General features: G+C 52.4%; 22 protein-coding genes. 16 read left to right on the forward strand and 6 right to left on the reverse strand.

Annotation, left to right across the window (positions count from 1 at the left end; all coding sequences use genetic code 11):
- The first annotated feature begins 215 nt into the window (after positions 1-215).
- The 6 genes from aspS to ruvB all read left to right on the forward strand — a co-directional run bounded on the left by aspS (position 216) and on the right by ruvB (position 5,472).
- Complete coding sequence (aspS, locus tag OGV98_RS07170) at positions 216-1,988, forward strand: aspartate--tRNA ligase (protein ID WP_003034862.1); 1,773 nt, start codon at positions 216-218, stop codon at positions 1,986-1,988.
- A 1-nt stretch (position 1,989) separates the two neighbouring features.
- A complete protein-coding gene (nudB, locus tag OGV98_RS07175) occupies positions 1,990-2,433 on the forward strand; it encodes a dihydroneopterin triphosphate diphosphatase (RefSeq protein ID WP_003844155.1) in 444 nt (147 codons plus the stop codon).
- Between the two features lie 28 nt (positions 2,434-2,461).
- A complete protein-coding gene (locus tag OGV98_RS07180) occupies positions 2,462-3,205 on the forward strand; it encodes a YebC/PmpR family DNA-binding transcriptional regulator (RefSeq protein ID WP_003034865.1) in 744 nt (247 codons plus the stop codon).
- Between the two features lie 34 nt (positions 3,206-3,239).
- A complete protein-coding gene (gene ruvC, locus OGV98_RS07185) occupies positions 3,240-3,761 on the forward strand; it encodes a crossover junction endodeoxyribonuclease RuvC (protein ID WP_003034867.1) in 522 nt (173 codons plus the stop codon).
- A gap of 80 nt (positions 3,762-3,841) precedes the next feature.
- A complete protein-coding gene (gene ruvA, locus OGV98_RS07190) occupies positions 3,842-4,453 on the forward strand; it encodes a Holliday junction branch migration protein RuvA (RefSeq protein ID WP_003844153.1) in 612 nt (203 codons plus the stop codon).
- 8 nt (positions 4,454-4,461) lie between these two features.
- Positions 4,462-5,472: a Holliday junction branch migration DNA helicase RuvB gene (gene ruvB, locus OGV98_RS07195; RefSeq protein WP_003034872.1), complete on the forward strand. Its 1,011-nt coding sequence runs from the start codon at positions 4,462-4,464 to the stop codon at positions 5,470-5,472.
- Positions 5,473-5,550: 78 nt separating this feature from the next.
- On the opposite strand, the gene znuB is transcribed toward ruvB, so the two are convergent.
- Positions 5,551-6,336, reverse strand: a complete 786-nt coding sequence (gene znuB / locus OGV98_RS07200) for a zinc ABC transporter permease subunit ZnuB (RefSeq protein WP_003034874.1) — start codon at positions 6,334-6,336, stop codon at positions 5,551-5,553.
- On the reverse strand, positions 6,333-7,088 hold the full coding sequence (gene znuC, locus OGV98_RS07205) for a zinc ABC transporter ATP-binding protein ZnuC (RefSeq protein WP_003034877.1): 756 nt from the start codon (positions 7,086-7,088) through the stop codon (positions 6,333-6,335). Before znuC ends, znuB begins: the two co-directional genes overlap by 4 nt.
- A 78-nt stretch (positions 7,089-7,166) precedes the next feature.
- Between znuC and znuA the strand changes: the two genes are divergently transcribed.
- From znuA to lpxM, 3 genes are all read left to right on the forward strand, one after another.
- Positions 7,167-8,111: a zinc ABC transporter substrate-binding protein ZnuA gene (znuA, locus tag OGV98_RS07210; protein ID WP_049002353.1), complete on the forward strand. Its 945-nt coding sequence runs from the start codon at positions 7,167-7,169 to the stop codon at positions 8,109-8,111.
- A 15-nt stretch (positions 8,112-8,126) separates the two neighbouring features.
- Positions 8,127-9,446: a murein DD-endopeptidase MepM gene (gene mepM / locus OGV98_RS07215; RefSeq protein WP_003034883.1), complete on the forward strand. Its 1,320-nt coding sequence runs from the start codon at positions 8,127-8,129 to the stop codon at positions 9,444-9,446.
- 119 nt (positions 9,447-9,565) lie between these two features.
- Entirely contained in the window at positions 9,566-10,537 is a 972-nt protein-coding gene (gene lpxM / locus OGV98_RS07220) for a lauroyl-Kdo(2)-lipid IV(A) myristoyltransferase (RefSeq protein WP_061548922.1), read from the forward strand.
- Between the two features lie 43 nt (positions 10,538-10,580).
- On the opposite strand, the gene pyk is transcribed toward lpxM, so the two are convergent.
- Positions 10,581-12,023 carry a pyruvate kinase gene (pyk, locus tag OGV98_RS07225; RefSeq protein ID WP_003034890.1) on the reverse strand — a complete coding sequence of 481 codons (1,443 nt, stop codon included), beginning with the start codon at positions 12,021-12,023 and terminating at the stop codon, positions 10,581-10,583.
- Positions 12,024-12,141: 118 nt separating this feature from the next.
- Entirely contained in the window at positions 12,142-13,011 is an 870-nt protein-coding gene (locus tag OGV98_RS07230; RefSeq protein WP_003034893.1) for a MurR/RpiR family transcriptional regulator, read from the reverse strand.
- Positions 13,012-13,378: 367 nt separating this feature from the next.
- On the opposite strand from OGV98_RS07230, the gene zwf reads away from it, so the two are divergent.
- The 3 genes from zwf (at position 13,379) to kdgA (ending at position 17,575) form a co-directional block, all read left to right on the forward strand.
- Positions 13,379-14,854, forward strand: coding sequence for a glucose-6-phosphate dehydrogenase (gene zwf / locus OGV98_RS07235; protein WP_003034896.1), 1,476 nt, complete (start codon positions 13,379-13,381; stop codon positions 14,852-14,854).
- Positions 14,855-15,087: 233 nt separating this feature from the next.
- Positions 15,088-16,899: a phosphogluconate dehydratase gene (gene edd / locus OGV98_RS07240; protein WP_202581196.1), complete on the forward strand. Its 1,812-nt coding sequence runs from the start codon at positions 15,088-15,090 to the stop codon at positions 16,897-16,899.
- A gap of 34 nt (positions 16,900-16,933) precedes the next feature.
- Positions 16,934-17,575, forward strand: a complete 642-nt coding sequence (gene kdgA / locus OGV98_RS07245; RefSeq protein ID WP_003034901.1) for a bifunctional 4-hydroxy-2-oxoglutarate aldolase/2-dehydro-3-deoxy-phosphogluconate aldolase — start codon at positions 16,934-16,936, stop codon at positions 17,573-17,575.
- 67 nt (positions 17,576-17,642) lie between these two features.
- On the opposite strand, the gene purT is transcribed toward kdgA, so the two are convergent.
- The gene (gene purT, locus OGV98_RS07250; protein WP_044700298.1) at positions 17,643-18,821 is read right to left on the reverse strand and encodes a formate-dependent phosphoribosylglycinamide formyltransferase; all 1,179 of its coding nucleotides are present in this window, start codon (positions 18,819-18,821) and stop codon (positions 17,643-17,645) included.
- 131 nt (positions 18,822-18,952) lie between these two features.
- Between purT and yebG the strand changes: the two genes are divergently transcribed.
- The 4 genes from yebG (at position 18,953) to ptrB (ending at position 22,613) form a co-directional block, all read left to right on the forward strand.
- A complete protein-coding gene (yebG, locus tag OGV98_RS07255; protein ID WP_003034906.1) occupies positions 18,953-19,243 on the forward strand; it encodes a DNA damage-inducible protein YebG in 291 nt (96 codons plus the stop codon).
- A 121-nt stretch (positions 19,244-19,364) separates the two neighbouring features.
- Complete coding sequence (yebF, locus tag OGV98_RS07260) at positions 19,365-19,718, forward strand: protein YebF (protein WP_003034909.1); 354 nt, start codon at positions 19,365-19,367, stop codon at positions 19,716-19,718.
- A 94-nt stretch (positions 19,719-19,812) separates the two neighbouring features.
- A complete protein-coding gene (locus tag OGV98_RS07265; RefSeq protein ID WP_138828611.1) occupies positions 19,813-20,472 on the forward strand; it encodes a tellurite resistance TerB family protein in 660 nt (219 codons plus the stop codon).
- A gap of 86 nt (positions 20,473-20,558) precedes the next feature.
- Entirely contained in the window at positions 20,559-22,613 is a 2,055-nt protein-coding gene (gene ptrB / locus OGV98_RS07270; RefSeq protein WP_202581197.1) for an oligopeptidase B, read from the forward strand.
- On the opposite strand, the gene exoX is transcribed toward ptrB, so the two are convergent.
- Entirely contained in the window at positions 22,604-23,266 is a 663-nt protein-coding gene (gene exoX / locus OGV98_RS07275; RefSeq protein WP_003841659.1) for an exodeoxyribonuclease X, read from the reverse strand. The genes ptrB and exoX overlap by 10 nt on opposite strands.
- Between the last annotated feature and the right edge of the window lie 13 nt (positions 23,267-23,279).

Raw genomic sequence — 23,279 nt, forward strand, 5'->3', positions numbered from 1 at the left:
TGTGAAAGGGGCGACAATTTTTGTTATTTTTTGTGAGATTACGCAATGCCCGTCCAGGAAACAGGCGTACAGTCAGTACCGGACTTATCGTGCGGCAGAATTTCCAGTATAATAGCCGCCTTTTTTCATTCAGTTGTGACATTCAGCTAAAGCTGCGACTTCGTCATCTGCGAGACAGGTGACAATCCGCCTGCGGCAAAGTTAAGGGATATCTCATGCGTACAGAATATTGCGGACAGCTACGTCTGTCCCACGAGGGGCAGCAGGTGACTCTGTGTGGTTGGGTCAACCGTCGTCGTGATCTTGGTAGCCTGATCTTTATCGATATGCGCGACCGCGAAGGTATCGTGCAGGTATTTTTCGATCCGGACCGTGCGGACGCGTTAAAGCTGGCCTCCGAACTGCGTAATGAGTTCTGCATCCAGGTTACGGGCACCGTGCGTGCGCGTGACGCGAAAAACGTCAACGCCGAGATGGCGACGGGCGAAATTGAAGTGCTGGCCTCCGATCTGACCATCATCAACCGTTCAGACTCGCTGCCGTTGGACTCTAACCACGTCAACACCGAAGAAGCGCGACTGAAGTATCGCTATTTAGATCTGCGTCGCCCTGAAATGGCGCAGCGCCTGAAAACGCGTGCCAAAATTACCAGTCTGGTGCGTCGTTTTATGGACGACCACGGCTTCCTCGACATCGAAACACCGATGCTGACCAAAGCGACGCCGGAAGGCGCGCGCGATTACCTGGTACCTTCTCGCGTACATAAAGGTAAATTCTACGCGCTGCCGCAATCACCTCAGTTGTTTAAACAGCTGCTGATGATGTCTGGCTTTGACCGCTACTATCAGATCGTAAAATGCTTCCGTGATGAAGATTTACGTGCTGACCGTCAGCCTGAATTTACCCAGATCGACGTTGAGACTTCCTTCATGACCGCACCGCAGGTGCGTGAAGTGATGGAAGCGCTGGTGCGTAATCTGTGGCTGGAAGTTAAAGGGGTGGATCTGGGTGATTTCCCGATCATGACCTTTGCCGAAGCTGAGCGTCGTTACGGTTCCGATAAACCAGACCTGCGTAACCCGATGGAGCTGGTTGACGTTGCCGATCTGGTGAAAGACGTTGAGTTCGCAGTGTTCTCTGGTCCGGCAAACGATGCGAAAGGCCGCGTAGCTGCTCTGCGTGTACCGGGCGGTGCCGCACTGAGCCGTAAGCAAATTGACGATTACGGTAACTTTATTAAGATTTACGGCGCGAAAGGTCTGGCTTACATCAAAGTCACCGAGCGTGCGAAAGGTCTGGAAGGTATCACCAGCCCGGTTGCTAAGTTCCTGAACGCAGAAATCGTGGAAGCGATTCTGGCGCGTACCGGTGCGCAAGACGGCGACATGATTTTCTTCGGTGCCGACAACAAGAAAGTGGTTGCCGACGCGATGGGCGCGCTGCGTCTGAAACTGGGTAAAGACCTGAATATTACCGACGAAGCCAAATGGGCTCCGCTGTGGGTTATCGACTTCCCAATGTTTGAAGACGATGGTGAAGGCGGACTGACCGCAATGCACCACCCGTTCACCGCGCCGAAAGATATGACGGCTGCTGAGCTGAAAGCTGCGCCGGAAGACGCGGTTGCTAACGCATACGATATGGTAATCAACGGCTACGAAGTGGGCGGCGGTTCCGTGCGTATTCACAACGGCGACATGCAGCAGACCGTATTCGGTATTCTGGGCATTAACGAGCAAGAGCAGCGTGAGAAATTCGGCTTCCTGCTGGATGCGCTAAAATATGGTACACCACCGCATGCGGGCCTGGCGTTTGGTCTGGACCGTCTGACTATGCTGCTGACCGGTACTGACAATATTCGTGACGTTATTGCTTTCCCGAAAACCACTGCTGCAGCGTGTCTGATGACTGAAGCGCCGAGCTTTGCCAACGAAGCTGCGCTGGCGGAACTGAGCATTCAGGTTGTTAAGAAGGCCGAGAATAACTGATATGAGATACAAACAGCCTGTCTCGGTGTTAGTCGTGATTTATGCAAAGGACACCGGGAGAGTGCTGATGTTACAGCGACGCGACGATCCTGATTTCTGGCAGTCGGTCACCGGCAGCCTTGAAGAGGGTGAAACCGCGTCGCAAGCCGCTATGCGCGAAGTAAAGGAAGAGGTCGCCATTGATGTTGCATCTGAGCAACTGACCTTAATTGACTGTCAGCGCACGGTGGAGTTTGAGATTTTTAGCCATTTACGTCATCGCTATGCACCGGGAATTGAACGAAATACTGAATCCTGGTTTTGCCTGGCACTTCCCTCAGAACGAGAGATCGTGTTCACCGAACATCTGACCTATCGTTGGGTTAATGCGGTTGAAGCCGCCCAATTAACCAAGTCGTGGAGTAACCGGCAGGCGATTGAAGAGTTTGTAATTAACGTCGCCTGAAAAGGCGCGCTTTTTGGAGATATTATTTATGGCAGGTCATAGTAAATGGGCCAACACCAGACACCGTAAAGCAGCGCAGGATGCTAAACGCGGTAAAATTTTCACCAAAATAATTCGTGAGCTGGTGACGGCGGCAAAACTCGGCGGCGGCGATCCGGACGCTAACCCGCGTCTTCGTGCAGCGGTTGATAAAGCGCTGGCCAACAACATGACCCGTGACACCCTGAACCGTGCAATCGCGCGCGGTGTGGGTGGTGATGAAGATTCCAACATGGAAACCATCATCTATGAAGGTTATGGTCCTGGCGGTACAGCCGTTATGATTGAATGTCTGTCTGACAACCGTAACCGTACTGTTGCGGAAGTGCGTCACGCGTTCACGAAAACGGGCGGCAACCTCGGTACCGACGGTTCCGTGGCTTACCTGTTCAGCAAAAAAGGCGTGATCTCCTTTGAACAAGGCGACGAAGACGCCATCATGGAAGCGGCGCTGGAAGCAGGTGCTGAAGACGTGGTGACCTTCGACGACGGCGCAATTGACGTTTACACCGCGTGGGAAGAGATGGGTAAAGTGCGTGACGCGCTGGAAGCGGCGGGCCTGAAAGCGGACGCGGCTGAAGTGTCTATGATTCCATCCACCAAAGCAGATATGGATGCAGAAACAGCGCCGAAGTTGTTGCGTCTGATCGATATGCTGGAAGACTGCGACGACGTGCAGGAAGTTTACCATAACGGCGAGATCTCTGATGAGGTTGCAGCTACCTTAGAATGAGGTGGCTGTACCGCAACCTGACAGGAGGTGCGTGATGTCTATCATTCTCGGCATTGACCCGGGGTCGCGCATCACCGGTTATGGCGTTATTCGTCAGGTCGGAAGACAGCTGACCTACCTCGGCAGCGGTTGTATCCGCACCAAAGTCGACGATCTCCCGTCACGCCTGAAGTTAATTTACGCGGGCGTGACGGAAATCATCACCCAGTTCCAGCCGGACTATTTTGCCATTGAGCAGGTCTTTATGGCGAAGAACGCTGACTCGGCGCTAAAGCTTGGACAGGCACGTGGCGTGGCAATCGTTGCGGCGACCAATCAGGATCTACCGGTCTTTGAATACGCGGCCCGGCAGGTAAAACAGACCGTGGTGGGGATCGGTAGTGCGGAAAAAAGCCAGGTCCAGCATATGGTGCGCACGCTGCTAAAACTCCCGGCGAATCCGCAAGCGGATGCCGCGGATGCGCTGGCGATTGCTATTACCCACTGCCATGTCAGTCAGAATGCCATGCAAATGAGCGAGTCGAGGCTGAATTTGGCGCGAGGGCGATTACGTTAGTGACAAATGAGGCTGGATATCTATCCAGCCTTTTTTTATGATAGCGCATTACCTTTTAGCCCTTAACGCAGGAGCGTCACGTGATAGGCAGACTCAGAGGCATCATTATTGAAAAACAACCCCCGCTGGTCCTTCTGGAAACGGGTGGTGTAGGCTATGAAGTGCATATGCCGATGACCTGTTTCTACGAGTTGCCGGAAGCCGGGCAGGAAGCGATTATCTTCACCCATTTTGTTGTGCGTGAAGACGCTCAACTGCTGTATGGCTTTAACAACAAGCAAGAGCGCACGCTGTTTAAAGAGTTAATCAAAACCAATGGCGTGGGGCCGAAGCTGGCGCTGGCGATCCTCTCCGGAATGTCTGCGCAGCAGTTTGTTAATGCCGTTGAGCGCGAAGAGCTTGGCGCGTTAGTGAAATTACCGGGCATTGGTAAGAAAACCGCAGAGCGTTTGATTGTTGAAATGAAAGACCGCTTTAAAGGTCTGCATGGTGACCTCTTTACCCCGGCGGCGGATCTGGTTCTGACCTCTCCGGCCAGTCCGACATCGGACGACGCCGAGCAGGAAGCGGTTGCTGCGCTGGTGGCGTTGGGCTATAAACCACAAGAAGCCAGCCGCATGGTGAGCAAAATTGCCCGCCCTGATGCCAGCAGTGAAACCCTGATTCGTGAAGCGCTTCGCGCGGCATTGTGAGGTAAAGGATGATTGAAGCAGATCGCCTGATTTCGGCTGTCAGCACGACCCCTGAAGACCTGGTGGATCGTGCGATCCGCCCTAAATTGCTGGAAGAGTATATTGGCCAGCCTCAGGTCCGTTCGCAAATGGAGATTTTTATCCAGGCGGCGAAGCTGCGTGGTGACGCTCTCGATCACCTGCTGATTTTCGGTCCTCCAGGTCTTGGTAAAACCACGCTTGCCAATATTGTCGCCAATGAAATGGGCGTTAATCTGCGTACCACGTCCGGTCCGGTACTGGAAAAAGCGGGTGACCTGGCGGCAATGCTTACCAACCTTGAACCCCACGATGTGCTGTTTATCGATGAAATCCATCGTCTTTCACCGGTGGTGGAAGAGGTGCTGTATCCGGCGATGGAAGATTATCAGCTGGATATCATGATTGGTGAAGGGCCGGCTGCACGTTCGATCAAGATCGATCTGCCACCGTTTACGCTAATCGGGGCGACGACGCGCGCCGGGTCGTTAACGTCTCCGTTGCGTGACCGTTTTGGTATTGTGCAGCGCCTGGAATTCTATCAGGTGGCTGATCTGCAGCACATTGTAGGACGCAGTGCGCGTTTTATGGGCCTGGAAATGAGCGATGAAGGCGCGCTGGAAGTGGCACGCCGCGCTCGCGGTACGCCGCGTATCGCCAACCGCTTATTACGCCGGGTACGTGATTTCGCCGAAGTGAAGCATGACGGCACGATTTCAGCAGATATCGCCGCTCAGGCGCTGGATATGCTCAATGTGGATGCGGAAGGGTTTGATTATATGGACCGTAAGTTGCTGCTGGCGGTTATCGACAAATTCTTTGGCGGACCGGTCGGACTGGATAACCTGGCAGCGGCGATCGGGGAAGAGCGTGAAACCATTGAGGACGTGCTTGAGCCATATCTGATTCAGCAAGGTTTTCTGCAGCGTACGCCGCGTGGACGTATGGCAACTGTGCGCGCCTGGAACCATTTTGGCATTACGCCGCCACAGATGCCTTAATGCATGATGTCGCTACGCTTATAAGGCCTGGGCGATTTTGTAGGCCCGGTAAGCGCAGCGCCACCGGGCAACGCATGCTTAGCTCGCTTGCTTTTTCATCATGCTGAAAATAAACAGCAGCGCGGCACACAGCACCACGGAGGGACCTGCCGGGGTGTCATAGAAGGCCGAGAAGGTCAGCCCACCTGTAACCGCTATCATTCCCACACCAACGGCAACTCCTGCCATCTGCTCCGGCGTACGGGCAAAGCGACGGGCGGTTGCCGCAGGGATAATAAGCAGCGAGGTGATAATCAACGCCCCGACAAACTTCATCGCCACGCCAATCGTTAACGCCGTAACCAGCATCAGCAGCAGCTTCACGCGTTGCAGCTTCACGCCATCGACAAATGCCAGATCCGGACTGATGGTCATCGATAGCAGGTTACGCCACTGCCAGAACAGAATCGCCAGAACAATAACCACGCCGATGGCGATGGAGATAAGATCTTCAGGCGTCACGGCGAGCAAATCACCAAACAGGTAAGCCATCAGATCCACACGGATGTTGGACATCAGGCTGACGACAACCAGCCCCAGCGACAATGCACTATGCGCCATAATGCCCAGTAAGGTATCGATCGCAAGGTGAGGGCGCTTTTCAAGCCATACCAGACCGCCAGCCAGCAACAAAGTGACGGCGATAACCGCATAGAAAGGGTTTACATCCAGCAGCAGGCCAAAGGCGACTCCCAGCAGCGAAGCGTGGGCCAGCGTATCACCGAAATAAGACATTCGACGCCAGACCACAAACGAGCCGAGTGGGCCAGCAGCACAGGCCAGCATGATCCCGGCTAACCAACCGGGTAATAACAATTCAATCATGAGTGACCATTTCCCCGGCGTAAGACGATACGACCCTGTAAATCGTGGCGGTGATTGTGATTATGACGGTAAATTCCGAGTTGTTCGGCGCCGCGTTGCCCGAACATTGAGATGAATTCCGGGTGCATGGAAACCACTTCCGGTGCACCGGAACAGCAAATATGATGGTTCAAGCACAGTACTTCATCGGTTTTGGCCATCACCAGATGCAGGTCATGGGAAACCATCAGTACGGCGCAATCCAGTTCACGTCGCAACTGGTCGATAAGGTCGTACAGTGCGACCTGCCCATTGACATCTACGCCCTGGGTCGGCTCATCGAGCACCAGTAGCTGAGGTTTATTCAATAAAGCACGGGCTAACAGGACGCGTTGCGTTTCCCCGCCAGAGAGCTTTTGCATCGGCGCATTCATCAGATGTCCGGCCTGAACGCGCTTCAGTGCCGGAAGGATATCCTCTTTTTTGGTGCCGGGACGTAAGCGCATAAACCGACTTACCGTCAGCGGAAGCGTAGTATCGAGGTACAGTTTTTGCGGTACATAGCCAATCCGCAATTGGCCATTACGCTTGATAACTCCCTCATCAGCCGCTACCAGTCCTAATACAACGCGCACCAGCGTAGACTTCCCGGCACCATTCGGGCCGAGAAGCGTTAAAATTTTACCGGGTCGAAGTTCAAGCGATACGTCAGACAGGACGCGGCGTTGACCATAAGAGACCGAGACATTTTCCAGTGAAACCAAAGTCGTCATATCAATTTTAGTCTTGCAGAAGTTATAGAATGTTATAATATCACATTTCTTACATTCATTACGATGATTGGTCGCATTATGTTACATAAAAATACGCTTCTTTTCGCAGCATTATCCGCTGCTCTTTGGGGTAGTGCAACACAGGCAGCAAATGCTGCTGTGGTGGCCTCGCTCAAGCCGCTGGGATTTATTGCTTCGGCCATTGCGGACGGGGTAACAGACACTGAGGTTTTGCTGCCAGACGGGGCTTCAGAACATGACTATTCACTGCGTCCATCAGACGTAAAACGCTTACAGGGCGCGGACTTAGTCGTTTGGATTGGACCTGAGATGGAAGCGTTTATGGAAAAGTCAGTCAAGAATATTCCTAACGCGAAACAGGTAACGATTGCGCAGCTCAATGACGTGAAACCGTTACTCATAAAAGGTGCTGACGACGACGATGACGATCATGGACACAATGATGCTGGCAGTGAAAAAAGTGACGAGCATCACCATCACGGCGATTACAACATGCATCTTTGGCTTTCTCCAGAGATAGCGCGGGCCTCAGCGGTTGCAATCCATGAAAAATTAGTGGAACTTATGCCGCAAAGTCGAGCCAAACTTGACGCCAACCTGAAGGATTTTGAGGCACAATTAGCCGCAACCGATAAGCAGGTAGGTAACGAGCTCGCACCGCTCAAGGGAAAAGGTTATTTCGTTTTTCATGACGCCTATGGCTACTACGAAAAACACTACGGACTAACACCGCTTGGTCACTTTACCGTGAACCCTGAGATTCAACCTGGTGCGCAGCGTTTACATGAAATAAGAACACAGTTGGTTGAGCAAAAAGCAACCTGCGTTTTTGCTGAGCCACAGTTCAGGCCAGCGGTCGTTGAAGCCGTCGCGAGAGGGACATCCGTTCGAATGGGAACGTTGGATCCGCTCGGTACGAATATCAAACTGGGTAAAACAAGCTATTCAGCGTTTTTGAACCAATTAGCCAACCAGTATGCGAGCTGCCTGAAAGGAGATTAATGAGGAAGTGAATACGTGCAACAGATAGCCCGCTCTGTCGCTCTGGCATTTAATAATCTGCCGCGACCCCATCGCGTTATGCTGGGGTCGCTTACCGTACTGACATTGGCCGTCGCCGTCTGGCGGCCTTATGTTTACCATCCCGATTCTGCACCCATCGTTAAAACTATCGAGCTGGAAAAAAGCGAGATTCGTTCACTGTTGCCTGAGGCAAGCGAACCTATTGATCAGGCTGCACAGGAAGACGAAGCCATTCCGCAGGATGAACTGGATGACAAAACGTCTGGTGAAGCTGGTGTGCATGAGTATGTCGTCTCCACTGGCGATACGCTGAGCAGTATTCTGAATCAGTACGGCATCGATATGGGCGATATCAGTCAACTCGCTGCTTCCGATAAAGAGCTGCGTAATCTGAAAATTGGTCAGCAGCTTTCATGGACCTTAAGCGCGGAAGGTGACCTGCAGCGTCTGACCTGGGAAGTATCCCGCCGTGAAACCCGTACTTACGATCGCACTGCGACGGGTTTCAAAATGAGCAGCGAAATGCAGCAGGGCGATTGGGTTAACAGTCGTATCAAAGGCACGGTGGGCGGAAGCTTCGTCGCCAGCGCCAAAGATGCCGGGCTGACCAGCTCTGAAATCAGCGCAGTGATTAAGGCCATGCAGTGGCAGATGGATTTCCGCAAACTGAAAAAAGGCGATGAGTTCTCGGTGCTGATGTCTCGCGAAATGCTGGACGGCAAGCGCGAGCAAAGCCAACTGCTGGGCGTGCGTTTACGTTCTGAAGGCAAAGACTATTATGCCATCCGTGCTGCAGACGGTAAGTTCTATGACCGTAATGGTACCGGGCTGGCGAAAGGCTTCATGCGTTTCCCGACGGCGAAACAGTTCCGTATTTCCTCGAACTTTAACCCGCGTCGCCTGAATCCGGTGACTGGACGCGTAGCGCCGCACAAAGGTGTCGACTTTGCGATGCCGCAGGGGACGCCGGTACTGTCGGTGGGCGATGGTGAAGTGGTTGTAGCGAAGCGTAGCGGCGCTGCCGGATACTATGTTGCGGTTCGTCATGGTCGCACCTACACCACGCGTTATATGCACCTGCGTAAGCTGTTGGTGAAACCAGGTCAAAAAGTTAAACGTGGCGATCGTATCGCGCTGTCAGGTAACACCGGGCGTTCAACGGGGCCGCATCTGCACTATGAAGTATGGGTTAACCAGCAGGCCGTGAACCCTTTGACGGCGAAACTGCCGCGTACAGAGGGTCTGACCGGCTCGGATCGCACCGATTACCTGGCGCAGGTGAAAGAGGTTATGCCTCAGCTACGTTTTGATTAATTAGTACACTGACAAAGCCGGTACGCTATGCGTGCCGGCTTTTTTATTTTGTACGGCGCACGGTGCGCCGCTACACTATCAGCAGATTTACTTTTCGCGGCACCAGACACTGGAAGAGCATGGAAACGAAAAAAAAGAATATTGAGTATATCCCTGAGTTTCACAAATCATTTCGCCATCCGCGCTACTGGGGCGCCTGGCTGGGGGTGGCGGCGATAGCTGGTATTGCGTTAACGCCGGCAGCATTTCGTGATCCTATTCTGGCAAAACTCGGACGGCTTGCCGGAAGACTGGGAAAAAGCTCCCGTCGCAGAGCATTGATCAATTTATCCCTCTGCTTTCCTGAACGTAGCGAAGCTGAGCGTGAAGCCATTGTTGATGATATGTATGCAACTGCGCCTCAGGCGATGGTCATGATGGCTGAATTAGCAATACGTGGCCCGGAGAAAATTCAGAGTCGGGTTGACTGGCAGGGCCTGGAAATCATCGAAGAGATGCGGCGCAACGATGAAAAAGTTATTTTTCTCGTTCCACATGGCTGGGGGGTAGATATCCCGGCGATGCTGATGGCGTCCCAGGGACAGAAAATGGCTGCGATGTTCCACAATCAGGGGAACCCGGTATTCGATTACGTCTGGAACACGGTACGCCGTCGCTTTGGTGGTCGTTTGCATGCGCGTAATGATGGCATCAAACCGTTTATTCAGTCTGTCCGTCAGGGATATTGGGGATACTATCTGCCGGATCAGGACCATGGACCTGAACACAGCGAGTTTGTTGATTTTTTTGCTACCTATAAAGCAACGTTACCGGCGATTGGACGTCTGATGAAAGTCTGCCACGCGCGCGTGGTACCGCTGTTCCCCGTATACGATGGGAGAACGCACCGCCTGACGATCCATGTTCGTCCACCGATGGATGACATCCTGACGGAGGATGACCACACCATTGCCAGACGGATGAACGAAGAGGTGGAGATTTTTGTCACGCCTCATGTCGAACAATACACCTGGATTCTGAAACTGCTTAAGACGCGTAAACCCGGCGAGATTGAGCCCTATAAGCGCAAAGATCTCTATCCGAAGAAATAAAAAAAAGCCTCTCAAACGAGAGGCTTTTTTACATTTAAGCGACTTATTCTACGGTCAGAATACGCGTGGTGTTGGTTGAGCCAATGGTGCTCATCACATCGCCCTGGGTCACGATCACCAGGTCACCAGAAACCAGGTAGCCTTTATCGCGCAGCAGGTTCACCGCTTCATTGGCGGCAACGACGCCGTCAGTTTCGCTGTCGAAGTGAACCGGGGTGACACCGCGGTACAGGGAGGTCAGATTCAGCGTACGCTCATGACGAGACATCGCGAAAATCGGCAGGCCGGAACTGATACGAGAAGTCATCAGCGCAGTGCGACCGGACTCCGTCATTGCGATGATAGCGGTGACCCCTTTCAGGTGGTTAGCAGCGTACATCGCTGACATCGCAATCGCTTCTTCAACGTTATCAAACTGCACGTCAAGGCGGTGTTTAGAGACGTTGATGCTCGGGATCTTTTCAGCGCCGAGACAGACGCGCGCCATTGCCGCGACGGTTTCCGCCGGGTACTGACCTGCTGCTGTTTCTGCAGAGAGCATCACGGCATCGGTGCCGTCGAGGACGGCGTTAGCCACATCCATCACTTCCGCACGAGTCGGCATTGGGTTGGTAATCATCGACTCCATCATCTGCGTAGCGGTGATGACCGCACGGTTCAGCTGGCGCGCGCGACGAATCAACGCTTTCTGAATACCTACCAGCTCAGGGTCACCGATTTCAACACCCAGGTCACCACGGGCTACCATCACTACGTCAGAAGCCAGGATGATGTCATCCATCGCATTCTGGTCGCAGACGGCTTCTGCACGTTCTACTTTGGCGACAATTTTCGCATCGCAACCGGCATCGCGCGCCAGACGGCGGGCATAATTCAGATCTTCGCCGCAGCGCGGGAAGGAGACAGCCAGATAGTCAACGCTGATTTGTGCTGCGGTAATGATGTCGGCTTTGTCTTTTTCGGTCAGGGCTTCAGCAGAGAGACCGCCGCCCAGTTTGTTTATGCCTTTGTTATTGGATAGCGGGCCACCGACGGTGACTTCGGTGAAGACTTTCATGCCCTGAACTTCCAGCACCTTAAGCTGTACGCGACCATCGTCGAGCAGCAGGATATCGCCAGGCACGACGTCAGCAGGCAGCCCTTTATAATCAATACCGACTTTTTCTTTGTCGCCTTCGCCTTTGCCGAGGTTGGCGTCTAACAGGAACTTGTCGCCAACGTTAAGGAATACTTTACCTTCTTTAAAGGTGGATACGCGGATTTTAGGTCCCTGCAGGTCACCCAAAATAGCTACATGACGTCCCAGTTTTGCGGCAATTTCACGGACTTTATCCGCCCGCAGTTTGTGATCTTCTGGAGAGCCGTGGGAAAAGTTCATACGTACGACGTTCGCACCCGCGGCGATAATCTTCTCAAGGTTGTTATCGCGGTCAGTTGCCGGGCCTAACGTGGTAACGATTTTGGTTCTGCGAAGCCTTCTGGACATGTAATACTCCGTTGACTGAAACAACTTGGTGTTGCGTGAACATTGATCCGGCCGTTCTCAAACATTAACGGTAAATGAACAACCCGGATGATAAAAGGGTAGAACATTGTTATTGCTTTTAGCGGTCATCACTCTTGATGAGTAATTCTTTATCAAAACGCGATTCCTTGAGCGCTTCCTTGACACGCTTCAAGTTATCTCTAAATTTTGCCCCTCGGCGCAAAGTAAATCCTGTAGCCAGCACATCTATCACGGTCAGTTGAGCAAGTCGAGAGACCATGGGCATATAAATGTCAGTATCTTCCGGTACATCGAGGGTAATTGCCAGCGTGGCTTCCCGCGCCAGTGGCGTACCGGGAGAGGTGAGGGCGATAACCATGGCATCGTTTTCCCGCGCTAACTGCGCCAGTTCAACCAGACTTTTGGTTCTTCCGGTATGAGAAATAAGCACAATGACGTCGTCGTCGCTACAATTCATACAACTCATGCGTTGCAGAACAATATCGTCGGAATAAATTACCGGCACGTTAAAGCGGAAAAATTTATTCATCGCGTCATGCGCTACCGCGGCGGAAGAACCTAAACCAAAGAAGGCAATTTTCTTCGCCTGGGTTAATAAATCTACCGCCCGGTTTACCGCCGCGTTATCCAGCGACTGGCGAACGTGGTCGAGGCTTGCCATCGCTGACTCGAAGATTTTCCCCGTGTAAGATTCTACGCTGTCATCCTCATCCACATTGCGATTAACATAAGGGGTGCCATTTGCCAGACTTTGCGCCAGATGCAGTTTAAAATCAGGAAAGCCGCGGGTGTCCATGCTGCGACAAAAACGGTTCACCGTTGGCTCGCTGACATTCGCTTCTACAGCAAGTGCGGCGATGCTTGAATGGATTGCCCGCTCGGGAGAGGCAAGAATAATGTCGGCGACTTTACGCTCTGACTTGCTCAAATGTTCCAGTTTTAACTGGATTTTTTCCAGCATATTCATGATGTAGGTAGACTCATGGGTCATGGGCAAAAACGATTTCAGCGATACGGGGAAACCGATACACAATTTAGTGTATAGATATTACCCCTGCTAATGCAGCAACGGGGCAAAATGGACAGAATAGTTGTTGTTTTTTTTCATTACATGATCGGAGTCGGATTTTCATACTTCGTCATGGGTACGGAAAATACGACTTTTTTATCCATTTTGATGGGTTATACGCCAATAAAGCGGCTGTTCGCGGTAACAGCACGGCTGGATAAGCGTTTACGGTTTCCGGATTCACGTAAAAGCAGTACAGTGCACTGTAATAAAATTACAACCAGTGTCTGGCAAAAGCACCAGGCACTTAATTGAGGAGAATGACATGGCGGTAACGCAAACAGCCCAGGCATGTGACCTGGTCATTTTCGGTGCGAAGGGCGACCTGGCGCGACGGAAATTGCTGCCTTCCCTGTATCAACTGGAAAAGGCCGGCCAGATTAACCCGGAAACCCGTATCATTGGGGTTGGGCGTGCCGACTGGGACAAAGCAGCTTATACCAAGGTTGTGCGCGAAGCGCTCGAAACCTTCATGAAAGAAAAAATCGATGAAGGTTTATGGGAGACCCTCAGCGGTCGTCTGGAGTTTTGTAATCTGGACGTCAATGATACCGCCGCATTTAGCCGTCTGGGTGAAATGCTGGATCAGAAATCACGTACCACTATTAACTATTTCGCGATGCCACCAAGCACTTTTGGCGCAATCTGCAAAGGCTTGGGTGAAGCAAAGCTGAATGCTAAGCCTGCCCGCGTGGTGATGGAAAAACCGTTAGGAACGTCACTGGCAACATCGCGCGAAATCAACGATCAGGTCGGCGAGTATTTCGAAGAGTGCCAGGTTTACCGCATCGACCACTATCTCGGCAAAGAGACGGTACTGAACCTGTTGGCACTGCGTTTTGCCAACTCCCTGTTTGTGAACAACTGGGATAACCGCACTATCGATCACGTAGAAATTACCGTGGCGGAAGAAGTGGGCATTGAAGGGCGTTGGGGCTACTTCGACCAGGCCGGTCAGATGCGCGACATGATCCAGAACCACCTGCTGCAAATCCTATGCATGATCGCGATGTCTCCACCGTCCGATCTGAGCGCTGACAGCATCCGTGATGAAAAAGTGAAGGTACTGAAATCACTGCGTCGCATCGATCGTTCGAACGTGCGAGAAAAAACGGTTCGCGGTCAGTACACCGCCGGTTTTGCCCAGGGCAAAAAAGTTCCGGGATACCTGGAAGAAGAAGGTGCCAACAAGAGCAGCAACACGGAAACGTTTGTGGCAATCCGTGTGGATATCGATAACTGGCGCTGGGCGGGTGTTCCATTCTACCTGCGTACCGGTAAACGTTTACCGACCAAGTGCTCTGAAGTCGTGGTTTACTTCAAAACGCCTGAGCTGAACCTGTTCAGAGAATCCTGGCAGGACCTGCCACAGAACAAGCTGACCATCCGTTTGCAGCCTGATGAAGGTGTCGATATCCAGGTACTGAACAAAGTACCGGGTCTGGATCACAAGCATAACCTGCAAATTACCAAACTTGATCTGAGCTACTCCGAAACCTTCAACCAAACACATCTGGCCGACGCTTATGAGCGTCTGCTGCTTGAAACGATGCGCGGCATTCAGGCGCTGTTTGTGCGTCGAGATGAAGTTGAAGAAGCATGGAAGTGGGTCGACTCTATTACCGAAGCCTGGGCAATGGACAACGACGCGCCGAAGCCTTATCAGGCCGGTACTTGGGGACCGGTTGCCTCTGTGGCCATGATTACCCGTGATGGTCGTTCCTGGAACGAATTCGAGTAAAATATCATCTAGCCCATAGGTGTTATTTTACCGGTAACATGATCTAACACAGATTGTAGAATAATTTTTGCACTTTTAAGCCTCGCGTGGATTCACCCGCGGGGCTTTTTTTATTACACTGCCTGAAACGATTTTGCCCCTGAGCTACGGCTAACAAGCGATTCAGCTGTTTTTAACCCAACTGAAACACATTGTTTTTCCAACGCTCTGACAGATAAATTTTAGGAGCCTCTATGAATCCGAATTTGTTACGCGTAACAAAACGTATCGTCGAACGTTCTCGCGACACACGTTCCGCCTACCTTGCCCGTATTGAACAAGCGAAATCGACTACCGTTCATCGTTCACAACTGGCGTGCGGTAACCTGGCGCATGGTTTTGCTGCCTGCCAGCCGGATGACAAGGCTTCGCTGAAAAGCATGCTGCGTAACAATATCGCGATCATTACCTCCTATAACGACATGCTTTCCGCGCATCAGCCGTACGAACATTACCCGGACATCATTCGTAAAGCGCTGCATGAAGCCAATGCGGTAGGCCAGGTCGCTGGCGGTGTTCCTGCGATGTGCGACGGTGTGACCCAGGGACAGGATGGGATGGAGCTTTCGCTGCTGAGTCGCGAAGTGATTGCTATGTCGGCTGCTGTGGGCCTCTCACACAATATGTTCGACGGCGCGTTATTCCTTGGCGTGTGCGACAAAATTGTCCCGGGTCTGGTGATGGCGGCACTGTCATTTGGTCATCTGCCTTCGATCTTTATTCCCTCCGGCCCGATGGCGAGTGGTCTGGCGAACAAAGAAAAAGTGCGTATCCGTCAGCTGTATGCTGAAGGTAAAGTCGATCGTATGGCGCTGCTTGAATCCGAAGCTGCGTCTTATCACGCACCGGGTACCTGTACGTTCTATGGCACGGCAAACACCAACCAGATGGTAGTGGAGTTTATGGGGATGCAACTGCCAGGATCCTCATTCGTGCACCCGGATGCGCCGCTGCGCGAAGCGTTGACCGCCGCTGCGGCTCGTCAGGTAACGCGTCTGACCGGCAACGGCAATGAATGGATGCCGATCGGTAAAATGATCGATGAAAAAGTAGTGGTCAACGGTATTGTCGCGCTGCTGGCGACCGGGGGCTCCACTAACCATACAATGCACCTGGTCGCGATGGCGCGCGCGGCCGGTATTCTGATTAACTGGGACGACTTCTCCGATCTGTCCGATATCGTGCCGCTGATGGCGCGTCTGTACCCGAATGGTCCGGCAGACATTAACCACTTCCAGGCGGCGGGTGGCGTGCCGGTGTTAATGCGTGAACTGCTTAACGCGGGTCTGCTGCATGAAGATGTGAACACCGTTGCCGGGTTTGGTTTATCGCGCTACACCATGGAACCCTGGCTCAACGAGGGTGAGCTGGACTGGCGTGAAGGTGCGGCGAAGTCGCTGGACAGCAACGTGATAGCCACCTTTGACCAGCCTTTCTCCCACCACGGCGGCACCAAAGTGCTGAGTGGAAACCTCGGCCGCGCAGTGATGAAAACGTCGGCGGTACCGGTAGAAAATCAGGTGATTGAAGCGCCCGCGGTTGTTTTCGAAAGTCAGCATGATGTATTGCCTGCCTTCGATGCGGGACTGCTCGATCGTGATTGCGTAGTAGTTGTGCGCCATCAGGGACCAAAAGCAAACGGAATGCCAGAATTACATAAACTCATGCCGCCACTTGGTGTATTATTGGACCGTTGTTTCAAAATTGCGTTAGTTACCGATGGACGACTTTCAGGTGCTTCAGGTAAAGTGCCTTCAGCAATCCATGTAACCCCAGAAGCCTATGATGGCGGGCTGCTGGCAAAAGTACGCGATGGCGACATCATTCGTGTGAATGGACAGACAGGTGAATTGACGCTGCTGGTTGATGAAGAGGAACTTGCTTCTCGTCAGCCTCATATTCCTGACCTCAGCGCATCGCGCGTGGGCACAGGCCGTGAAATGTTCAGCGCGTTGCGTGAAAAGCTGTCCGGTGCGGAACAGGGCGCAACCTGTATCACTTTTTAAGACTTATTTTGTAATCAGGCGAGAGAAAACTCTGATGAAAAACTGGAAGACAAGTGCAGAAGCAATCCTGACCACTGGCCCGGTTGTACCGGTTATCGTGGTTAATAAACTGGAACACGCAGTGCCGATGGCAAAAGCGCTGGTTGCAGGCGGCGTGCGCGTTCTGGAAGTGACCCTACGTACCGCATGTGCGATGGATGCCATTCGCGCGATCGCAAAAGAAGTTCCGGACGCTATCGTTGGTGCAGGTACTGTACTGAATCCACAACAGCTGGCTGAAGTTACCGAAGCCGGTGCACAGTTTGCTATCAGTCCGGGTCTGACCGAGCCGTTGCTGAAAGCCGCAACTGAAGGCACTATTCCGTTGATCCCTGGTATCAGCACCGTATCTGAACTGATGCTGGGTATGGACTACGGTTTGAAAGAGTTCAAATTCTTCCCTGCTGAAGCAAATGGCGGTACTAAAGCGCTGCAGGCGATTGCGGGTCCGTTCTCACAGGTCCGTTTCTGCCCAACCGGTGGGATCTCTCCAGCGAATTACCGCGACTACCTGGCACTGAAAAGCGTGCTGTGCATCGGTGGTTCCTGGCTGGTTCCGGCGGATGCGCTGGAAGCGGGTGATTACGATCGTATTACCAAACTGGCTCGTGAGGCTGTTGAAGGCGCGAAGCAATAATTGCGCAAAATGCCCGGTAATCACTACCGGGCATGGGAATCTGTAACGGGCCATTCGGCCCGTTTTTTTATCCAGTAACTTTCACCTGTGCGGCCGCGTCTTTCGCGCGTATCACCGCATCTTCAATGCTCTGTGCTGTGGCCAGCACAACGCCCAGACGACGGCTCCCGTCGATGTCCGGTTTGCCGAAGAACCTAACTTGCATACCCGCACCTACAGCGGCCTGCACGTTATCAAACGTGATATTCTGACTGGTAAGTTGCGGCAGAATAACAGCGGAAGCAGAAGGCCCATACTGGCGGATTTCGCCAACGGGCAGACCGAGAAATGCACGTACGTGCAGGGCAAACTCAGACAGATCCTGCGAAATTAAGGTCACCATACCCGTGTCGTGAGGGCGAGGGGAGACTTCGCTGAAAATCACCTCATCACCGCAGACAAACAGCTCCACGCCAAACAGTCCGTGACCACCCAGCGCCAGCACCACCTTGCGGGCAATCTCCTGCGCGCGCGCCAGCGCCAGTTCACTCATCTGCTGCGGCTGCCAGGACTCGCGATAATCGCCATCTTCCTGTCGATGTCCAACCGGCGCGCAGAAATGCACGCCATCAACGGCGCTAACGGTTAGCAGGGTGATTTCAAAATCAAAATTCACTACGCCTTCGACGATAACGCGTCCGGCACCAGCCCGACCGCCCTGTTGAGCATAGTCCCAGGCTGCAGCGAGCTGATCGGCTGAACGGATAAAGCTTTGTCCTTTACCGGATGAACTCATTACCGGTTTCACGATGCAGGGGTAGCCGATTTCAGCGACGGCTTCGCGAAAGCGGACTTCACTGTCAGCAAAGCGGTAAGAAGAGGTCGGTAGAGACAATTCTTCGGCGGCGAGGCGACGGATTCCTTCCCGGTTCATGGTCAGTTGCGTTGCTCTTGCACATGGCACAACACGCTGGCCTTCCTGCTCCAGTTTTACCAGCATATCCGTGGCGATCGCCTCAATTTCCGGCACGATATAATGTGGTTTTTCACGCTCGACGAGCTGGCGTAATGCTTCGCCATCCAGCATGTTGATAACGTATGAGCGATGGGCAACGTGCATGGCTGGCGCGTCGGGGTAACGATCCACGGCAATGACTTCCACACCCAGGCGTTGACATTCAATTGCCACTTCTTTACCCAGTTCTCCCGAACCTAATAACATCACTCGCGTTGCTGCTGGACGCAGCGCTGTGCCTAATAACGTCATAAATTAATCCCCTGTTTTATCTGGGCGCAGTATATACGAAAACGTTTGCGTCTGTCTTTATTACCAGGTTGATTTTAGGGTTTAAAAAGAATATACTGTACATAAATACAGGTGATTTAAGAGGCTGCAAAATGGCGGTTGAAGTTAAATACGTAGTCATTCGGGAAGGTGAGGAAAAAATGTCGTTTACCAGCAAAAAGGAAGCCGATGCGTATGACAAAATGCTGGATACAGCAGATCTGCTCGACACATGGCTGGAGCAATCGCCGGTAGCGCTTGAAGACGAGCAGCGCGAAGCGCTTTCCCTGTGGCTGGCTGAGCAAAAAGATGTGCTGAGCGCCATTCTGAAAAATGGCAAGCTTCCTTCGCCGCAGGCTGTCGAAAACGATGCGCACGCTGGGGATGATACTCAGGCTGCCTGAAACGACTTGCGCTCCTGACGTTTTGTACCATGCTTTTCCCTGAATCATTGTGCAATCCCTGACGTTACTTCACGTTGCTAGAGGCAATCTGAATGACGAAGGGGAGATTAAGGAGAAAAGAATGTATAAAAAAAGAACGTTATTGAGCCTGCTGCTGCTGTCTGCCAGCGTATCTGTATTTGCGGCAAATATGGAAAGCAAAAACGTCCAGTTCCCCAAGTGTGAGGGACTGGACGCTAACGGTATTGCGGCGAGCGTGAAACGTGATTATCAACAAAATCGCATTGCGCGCTGGGCTGACGATCAAAAGCGCGTCGGGCAAGCCGATCCTGTCGCCTGGGTAAACACGCCCGATATTACGGGCAAAGACGGGAAATGGTCAGTTCCCCTGACGGTTCGCGGTAAAAGTGCGGATATTCACTATCAGGTAAAAGTCGACTGCAAAGCCGGAACAGCGGAGTATCAGCCGCAGTAACGGAGGTATTTGCACATCTTTTGATGACCTGAACACTTCCTGACATCCCCTCGGGTACGCTTTGATGATTATTCGTCTGTACTTGAGGGGCAAAATGGCTAACTGGCTAAATCAACTACAATCTCTTCTTGGGCAAAAAGGTTCCTCCGCGTCATCTTCTGGCGAGCAAGGGCTGAGTAAACTTCTGGTTCCTGGCGCGTTAGGCGGTCTGGCAGGATTACTGGTTGCCAACAAATCTTCTCGTAAATTACTGAGTAAATACGGCACCAGCGCGCTTCTGGTGGGCGGCGGCGCGGTTGCCGGGACTGTGTTATGGAACAAGTACAAGGATAAAGTTCGCGCAGCGCATCAGGATGAGCCGCAGTTTGGTGCAGAAAGCTCACCGCTGGATGAGCGAACCGAACGCCTGATTCTGGCGCTGGTTTTTGCGGCGAAAAGCGATGGCCATATTGATGCCAAAGAACGTAGCGCTATTGAGCAGCAGCTCCGTGAAGCGGGCGTGGAAGAGCAGGGCCGCATTCTGATTGAACGCGCCATCGAACAACCGTTAGACCCTCAGCGTCTGGCGCATGGGATCCGTAACGAAGAAGAAGCGCTAGAAATTTACTTCCTCAGTTGCGCGGCGATTGATATCGACCACTTTATGGAGCGTAGTTATCTCAATGCGCTGGGCGATGTGTTGAAGATCCCGCAGGATGTTCGTGAAGGCATTGAACAGGATCTCAAGGAACAAAAACAGGCGTTACCGGGTTAATTACTTACCGCTAAGGCGCATGTTTCGCTTGCATCATTGCTGTCTTTTGCCACCCTTATAGGATGTTTAAGCAAAAGAACAATGACATGCTACCAAAAGCTTCTCGTATTCCCCACGCCATGACGCAGCATGGCGATACTCGTGTTGATAATTATTACTGGTTGCGAGATGACACTCGCTCGCAGCCAGAAGTGCTGGATTATCTGCAACAAGAAAATGCGTATGGCCGTCAGATTATGGCCTCGCAGCAGGCTTTGCAGGATCGCGTCCTGAAAGAGATTATCGACCGCATCCCACCTCAGGATGCTTCTGCCCCCTATGTGAAGAATGGTTATCGCTACCGGCATATTTATGAACCGGGGTGCGAATATGCCATTTATCAGCGTCAGTCTGCCTTCAGTGAAGAGTGGGATGATTGGGATACTCTATTGGATGGGAACCAGCGCGCGGCACACAGCGAGTTTTATACGCTGGGAGGACTGGCGATATCACCGGATAACACCATCATGGCACTGGCCGAAGATTATCTCTCTCGCCGGCAATATGGCGTGCGTTTTCGCAACCTGCAAAGCGGCAACTGGTATCCGGAAGTGCTGGAAAACGTCGAAGCGGATTTGGTATGGGCGAATGATTCTCAGACTTTCTATTACGTGCGCAAGCACGAAACGACGTTATTGCCGTATCAGGTCTGGCGACATACAGTCGGCTCGCCATCGTCACTGGATGAGCTGGTGTATGAAGAAGCCGATGACATGTTTTATGTCAGTCTGCATAAAACCACATCATTGCATTATGTGGTTATCCACATTGCCAGTGCGACCACCAGTGAAGTTTTGTTGCTTGATGCAGAACTGGCAGATGCCGAACCGTTGGTCTTTTTAGCGCGACGCAAAGACCACGAATACAGTCTCGATCACTATCAGCACAATTTTTATCTGCGCTCCAACCGTCAGGGGAAAAATTTCGGCCTGTACCGTACCCGTGTTCGTGATGAACAAGCCTGGGAGACGCTGATCCCTCCGCGTGACAACGTGATGCTGGAGGGCTTTACGTTATTCACCGACTGGCTGGTGGTAGAAGAGCGTCAGCGGGGCTTAACCAGCCTGCGGCAGATTAATCGTAAAACGCGCGAAGTGGTCGGGATCGCCTTTGACGATCCGGCATATGTGACCTGGCTTGCCTATAATCCAGAGCCGGAGACATCGCGCCTGCGCTATGGCTATTCCTCCATGACCACCCCGGACACATTGTTTGAACTGGATATGGACACCGGTGAACGTCGTGTGCTTAAGCAGACGGAGGTCCCCGGATTTGATGCGGCGAATTACCGTAGCGAACACGTATGGATAACGGCACGTGATGGCACTGAGGTTCCGGTTTCGCTGGTTTATCATCAAAAGTATTTCCTGAAAGGAAAAAATCCGTTACTGGTTTATGGCTATGGGTCATATGGCGCCAGCATGGATGCCGATTTCAGCAGCAGCCGTTTAAGCTTACTGGATCGCGGCTTTGTTTACGCCATTGCCCATGTGCGTGGCGGTGGTGAATTAGGACAACAGTGGTACGAGGACGGTAAGTTTCTGCGCAAGAAAAATACCTTTAATGATTACCTCGACGTCTGTGATGCGCTGCTAAAAATGGGCTATGGCGCGCCTGAGTTATGTTATGGCATGGGAGGAAGCGCCGGGGGCATGTTAATGGGCGTCGCCATTAATGAGCGCCCGGAACGCTTCCATGGTGTTATTGCTCAGGTGCCGTTTGTCGATGTGGTAACCACAATGCTCGATGAATCAATTCCCCTGACGACCGGTGAGTTTGAAGAGTGGGGTAATCCGCAGGACGAAGAGTATTACACCTATATGAAAAGCTACAGCCCGTATGACAATGTAACCGCGCAGGCGTATCCGCATCTGCTGGTCACGACGGGATTACACGATTCCCAGGTGCAATACTGGGAACCAGCAAAATGGGTGGCAAAACTGCGTGAGCTGAAAACGGACGATCGTTTGCTGCTACTTTGCACGGATATGGATTCCGGACACGGCGGTAAATCCGGGCGTTTTAAATCTTACGAAGGTGTGGCTCTTGAGTACGCTTTTTTGATTGGACTGGCGCAGGGAACACTGCCTGCTCAGGCGTGATCCAAATAGTGTTTTAGCGTTAATCGCAGTTCCGGGCTCATATTATCAAGGTTATTAAATAACCAGCGCAGATAGCCCGGATCGCGTTCAGCCACTTCTGATACCGGTTTTCCGCGGTACTTACCAAAAGTGAAAGTAGTGAGTAACGCGGGACGGCCGGTAATATCGACCATTTGATCGGCTGTCCAGCCTGACGTCTGCATGATGTCGATCAGGAGTGCAGCAGTGATGTAGCAGTCGTACAGGGCGCGGTGATGGTGGAGACCCGCTGGCGTCTGTACGCTCAGCTTGCGCGATTTATACAGCGCCATGTTGCTGTATTTGATCCCCGGCCACAAACGACGGGAGAGCTTCATGGTGCAAATCCACTCTCCGGGCATATCGGGTAATACGCGGCGGTCAAAGCTGGCATTGTGGGCCACGTACCACTCGCTGCCGTAATACTGCGGGATGATGTCTTCAATCCACGGCTTATCGGCCACCATTGCTTCAGTAATGCGATGGATAGCCATCGCCTGTGGGCTGATGGGGCGGTCAGGGCGTACCAGGTGGCTCATTGGGTTGACTATTTTTCCGTCAACCACATCGACAGAAGCAATTTCAACAATGCCTCCCTGTAGACCACAGGTTTCTGTATCTATTATGCGCAACATGCCATGCTCCTGA

The sequence above is a fragment of the Citrobacter sp. Cf136 genome (assembly GCF_030333815.1).
In the GTDB taxonomy this organism is placed as follows: domain Bacteria; phylum Pseudomonadota; class Gammaproteobacteria; order Enterobacterales; family Enterobacteriaceae; genus Citrobacter; species Citrobacter freundii.

Coding starts and splice junctions, on each gene's coding strand:
- OGV98_RS07265 (WP_138828611.1), top strand. CDS start 19,813: ATGGCTAACTGGCTAAATCAACTACAATCTCTTCTTGGGCAAAAAGGT.
- exoX (WP_003841659.1), bottom strand. CDS start 23,266: ATGTTGCGCATAATAGATACAGAAACCTGTGGTCTACAGGGAGGCATT.
- nudB (WP_003844155.1), top strand. CDS start 1,990: ATGAGATACAAACAGCCTGTCTCGGTGTTAGTCGTGATTTATGCAAAG.
- OGV98_RS07230 (WP_003034893.1), bottom strand. CDS start 13,011: ATGAATATGCTGGAAAAAATCCAGTTAAAACTGGAACATTTGAGCAAG.
- ptrB (WP_202581197.1), top strand. CDS start 20,559: ATGCTACCAAAAGCTTCTCGTATTCCCCACGCCATGACGCAGCATGGC.
- ruvC (WP_003034867.1), top strand. CDS start 3,240: ATGTCTATCATTCTCGGCATTGACCCGGGGTCGCGCATCACCGGTTAT.
- zwf (WP_003034896.1), top strand. CDS start 13,379: ATGGCGGTAACGCAAACAGCCCAGGCATGTGACCTGGTCATTTTCGGT.
- znuC (WP_003034877.1), bottom strand. CDS start 7,088: ATGACGACTTTGGTTTCACTGGAAAATGTCTCGGTCTCTTATGGTCAA.
- znuB (WP_003034874.1), bottom strand. CDS start 6,336: ATGATTGAATTGTTATTACCCGGTTGGTTAGCCGGGATCATGCTGGCC.
- aspS (WP_003034862.1), top strand. CDS start 216: ATGCGTACAGAATATTGCGGACAGCTACGTCTGTCCCACGAGGGGCAG.
- lpxM (WP_061548922.1), top strand. CDS start 9,566: ATGGAAACGAAAAAAAAGAATATTGAGTATATCCCTGAGTTTCACAAA.
- edd (WP_202581196.1), top strand. CDS start 15,088: ATGAATCCGAATTTGTTACGCGTAACAAAACGTATCGTCGAACGTTCT.
- OGV98_RS07180 (WP_003034865.1), top strand. CDS start 2,462: ATGGCAGGTCATAGTAAATGGGCCAACACCAGACACCGTAAAGCAGCG.
- purT (WP_044700298.1), bottom strand. CDS start 18,821: ATGACGTTATTAGGCACAGCGCTGCGTCCAGCAGCAACGCGAGTGATG.
- yebF (WP_003034909.1), top strand. CDS start 19,365: ATGTATAAAAAAAGAACGTTATTGAGCCTGCTGCTGCTGTCTGCCAGC.
- yebG (WP_003034906.1), top strand. CDS start 18,953: ATGGCGGTTGAAGTTAAATACGTAGTCATTCGGGAAGGTGAGGAAAAA.
- kdgA (WP_003034901.1), top strand. CDS start 16,934: ATGAAAAACTGGAAGACAAGTGCAGAAGCAATCCTGACCACTGGCCCG.
- znuA (WP_049002353.1), top strand. CDS start 7,167: ATGTTACATAAAAATACGCTTCTTTTCGCAGCATTATCCGCTGCTCTT.
- pyk (WP_003034890.1), bottom strand. CDS start 12,023: ATGTCCAGAAGGCTTCGCAGAACCAAAATCGTTACCACGTTAGGCCCG.
- ruvB (WP_003034872.1), top strand. CDS start 4,462: ATGATTGAAGCAGATCGCCTGATTTCGGCTGTCAGCACGACCCCTGAA.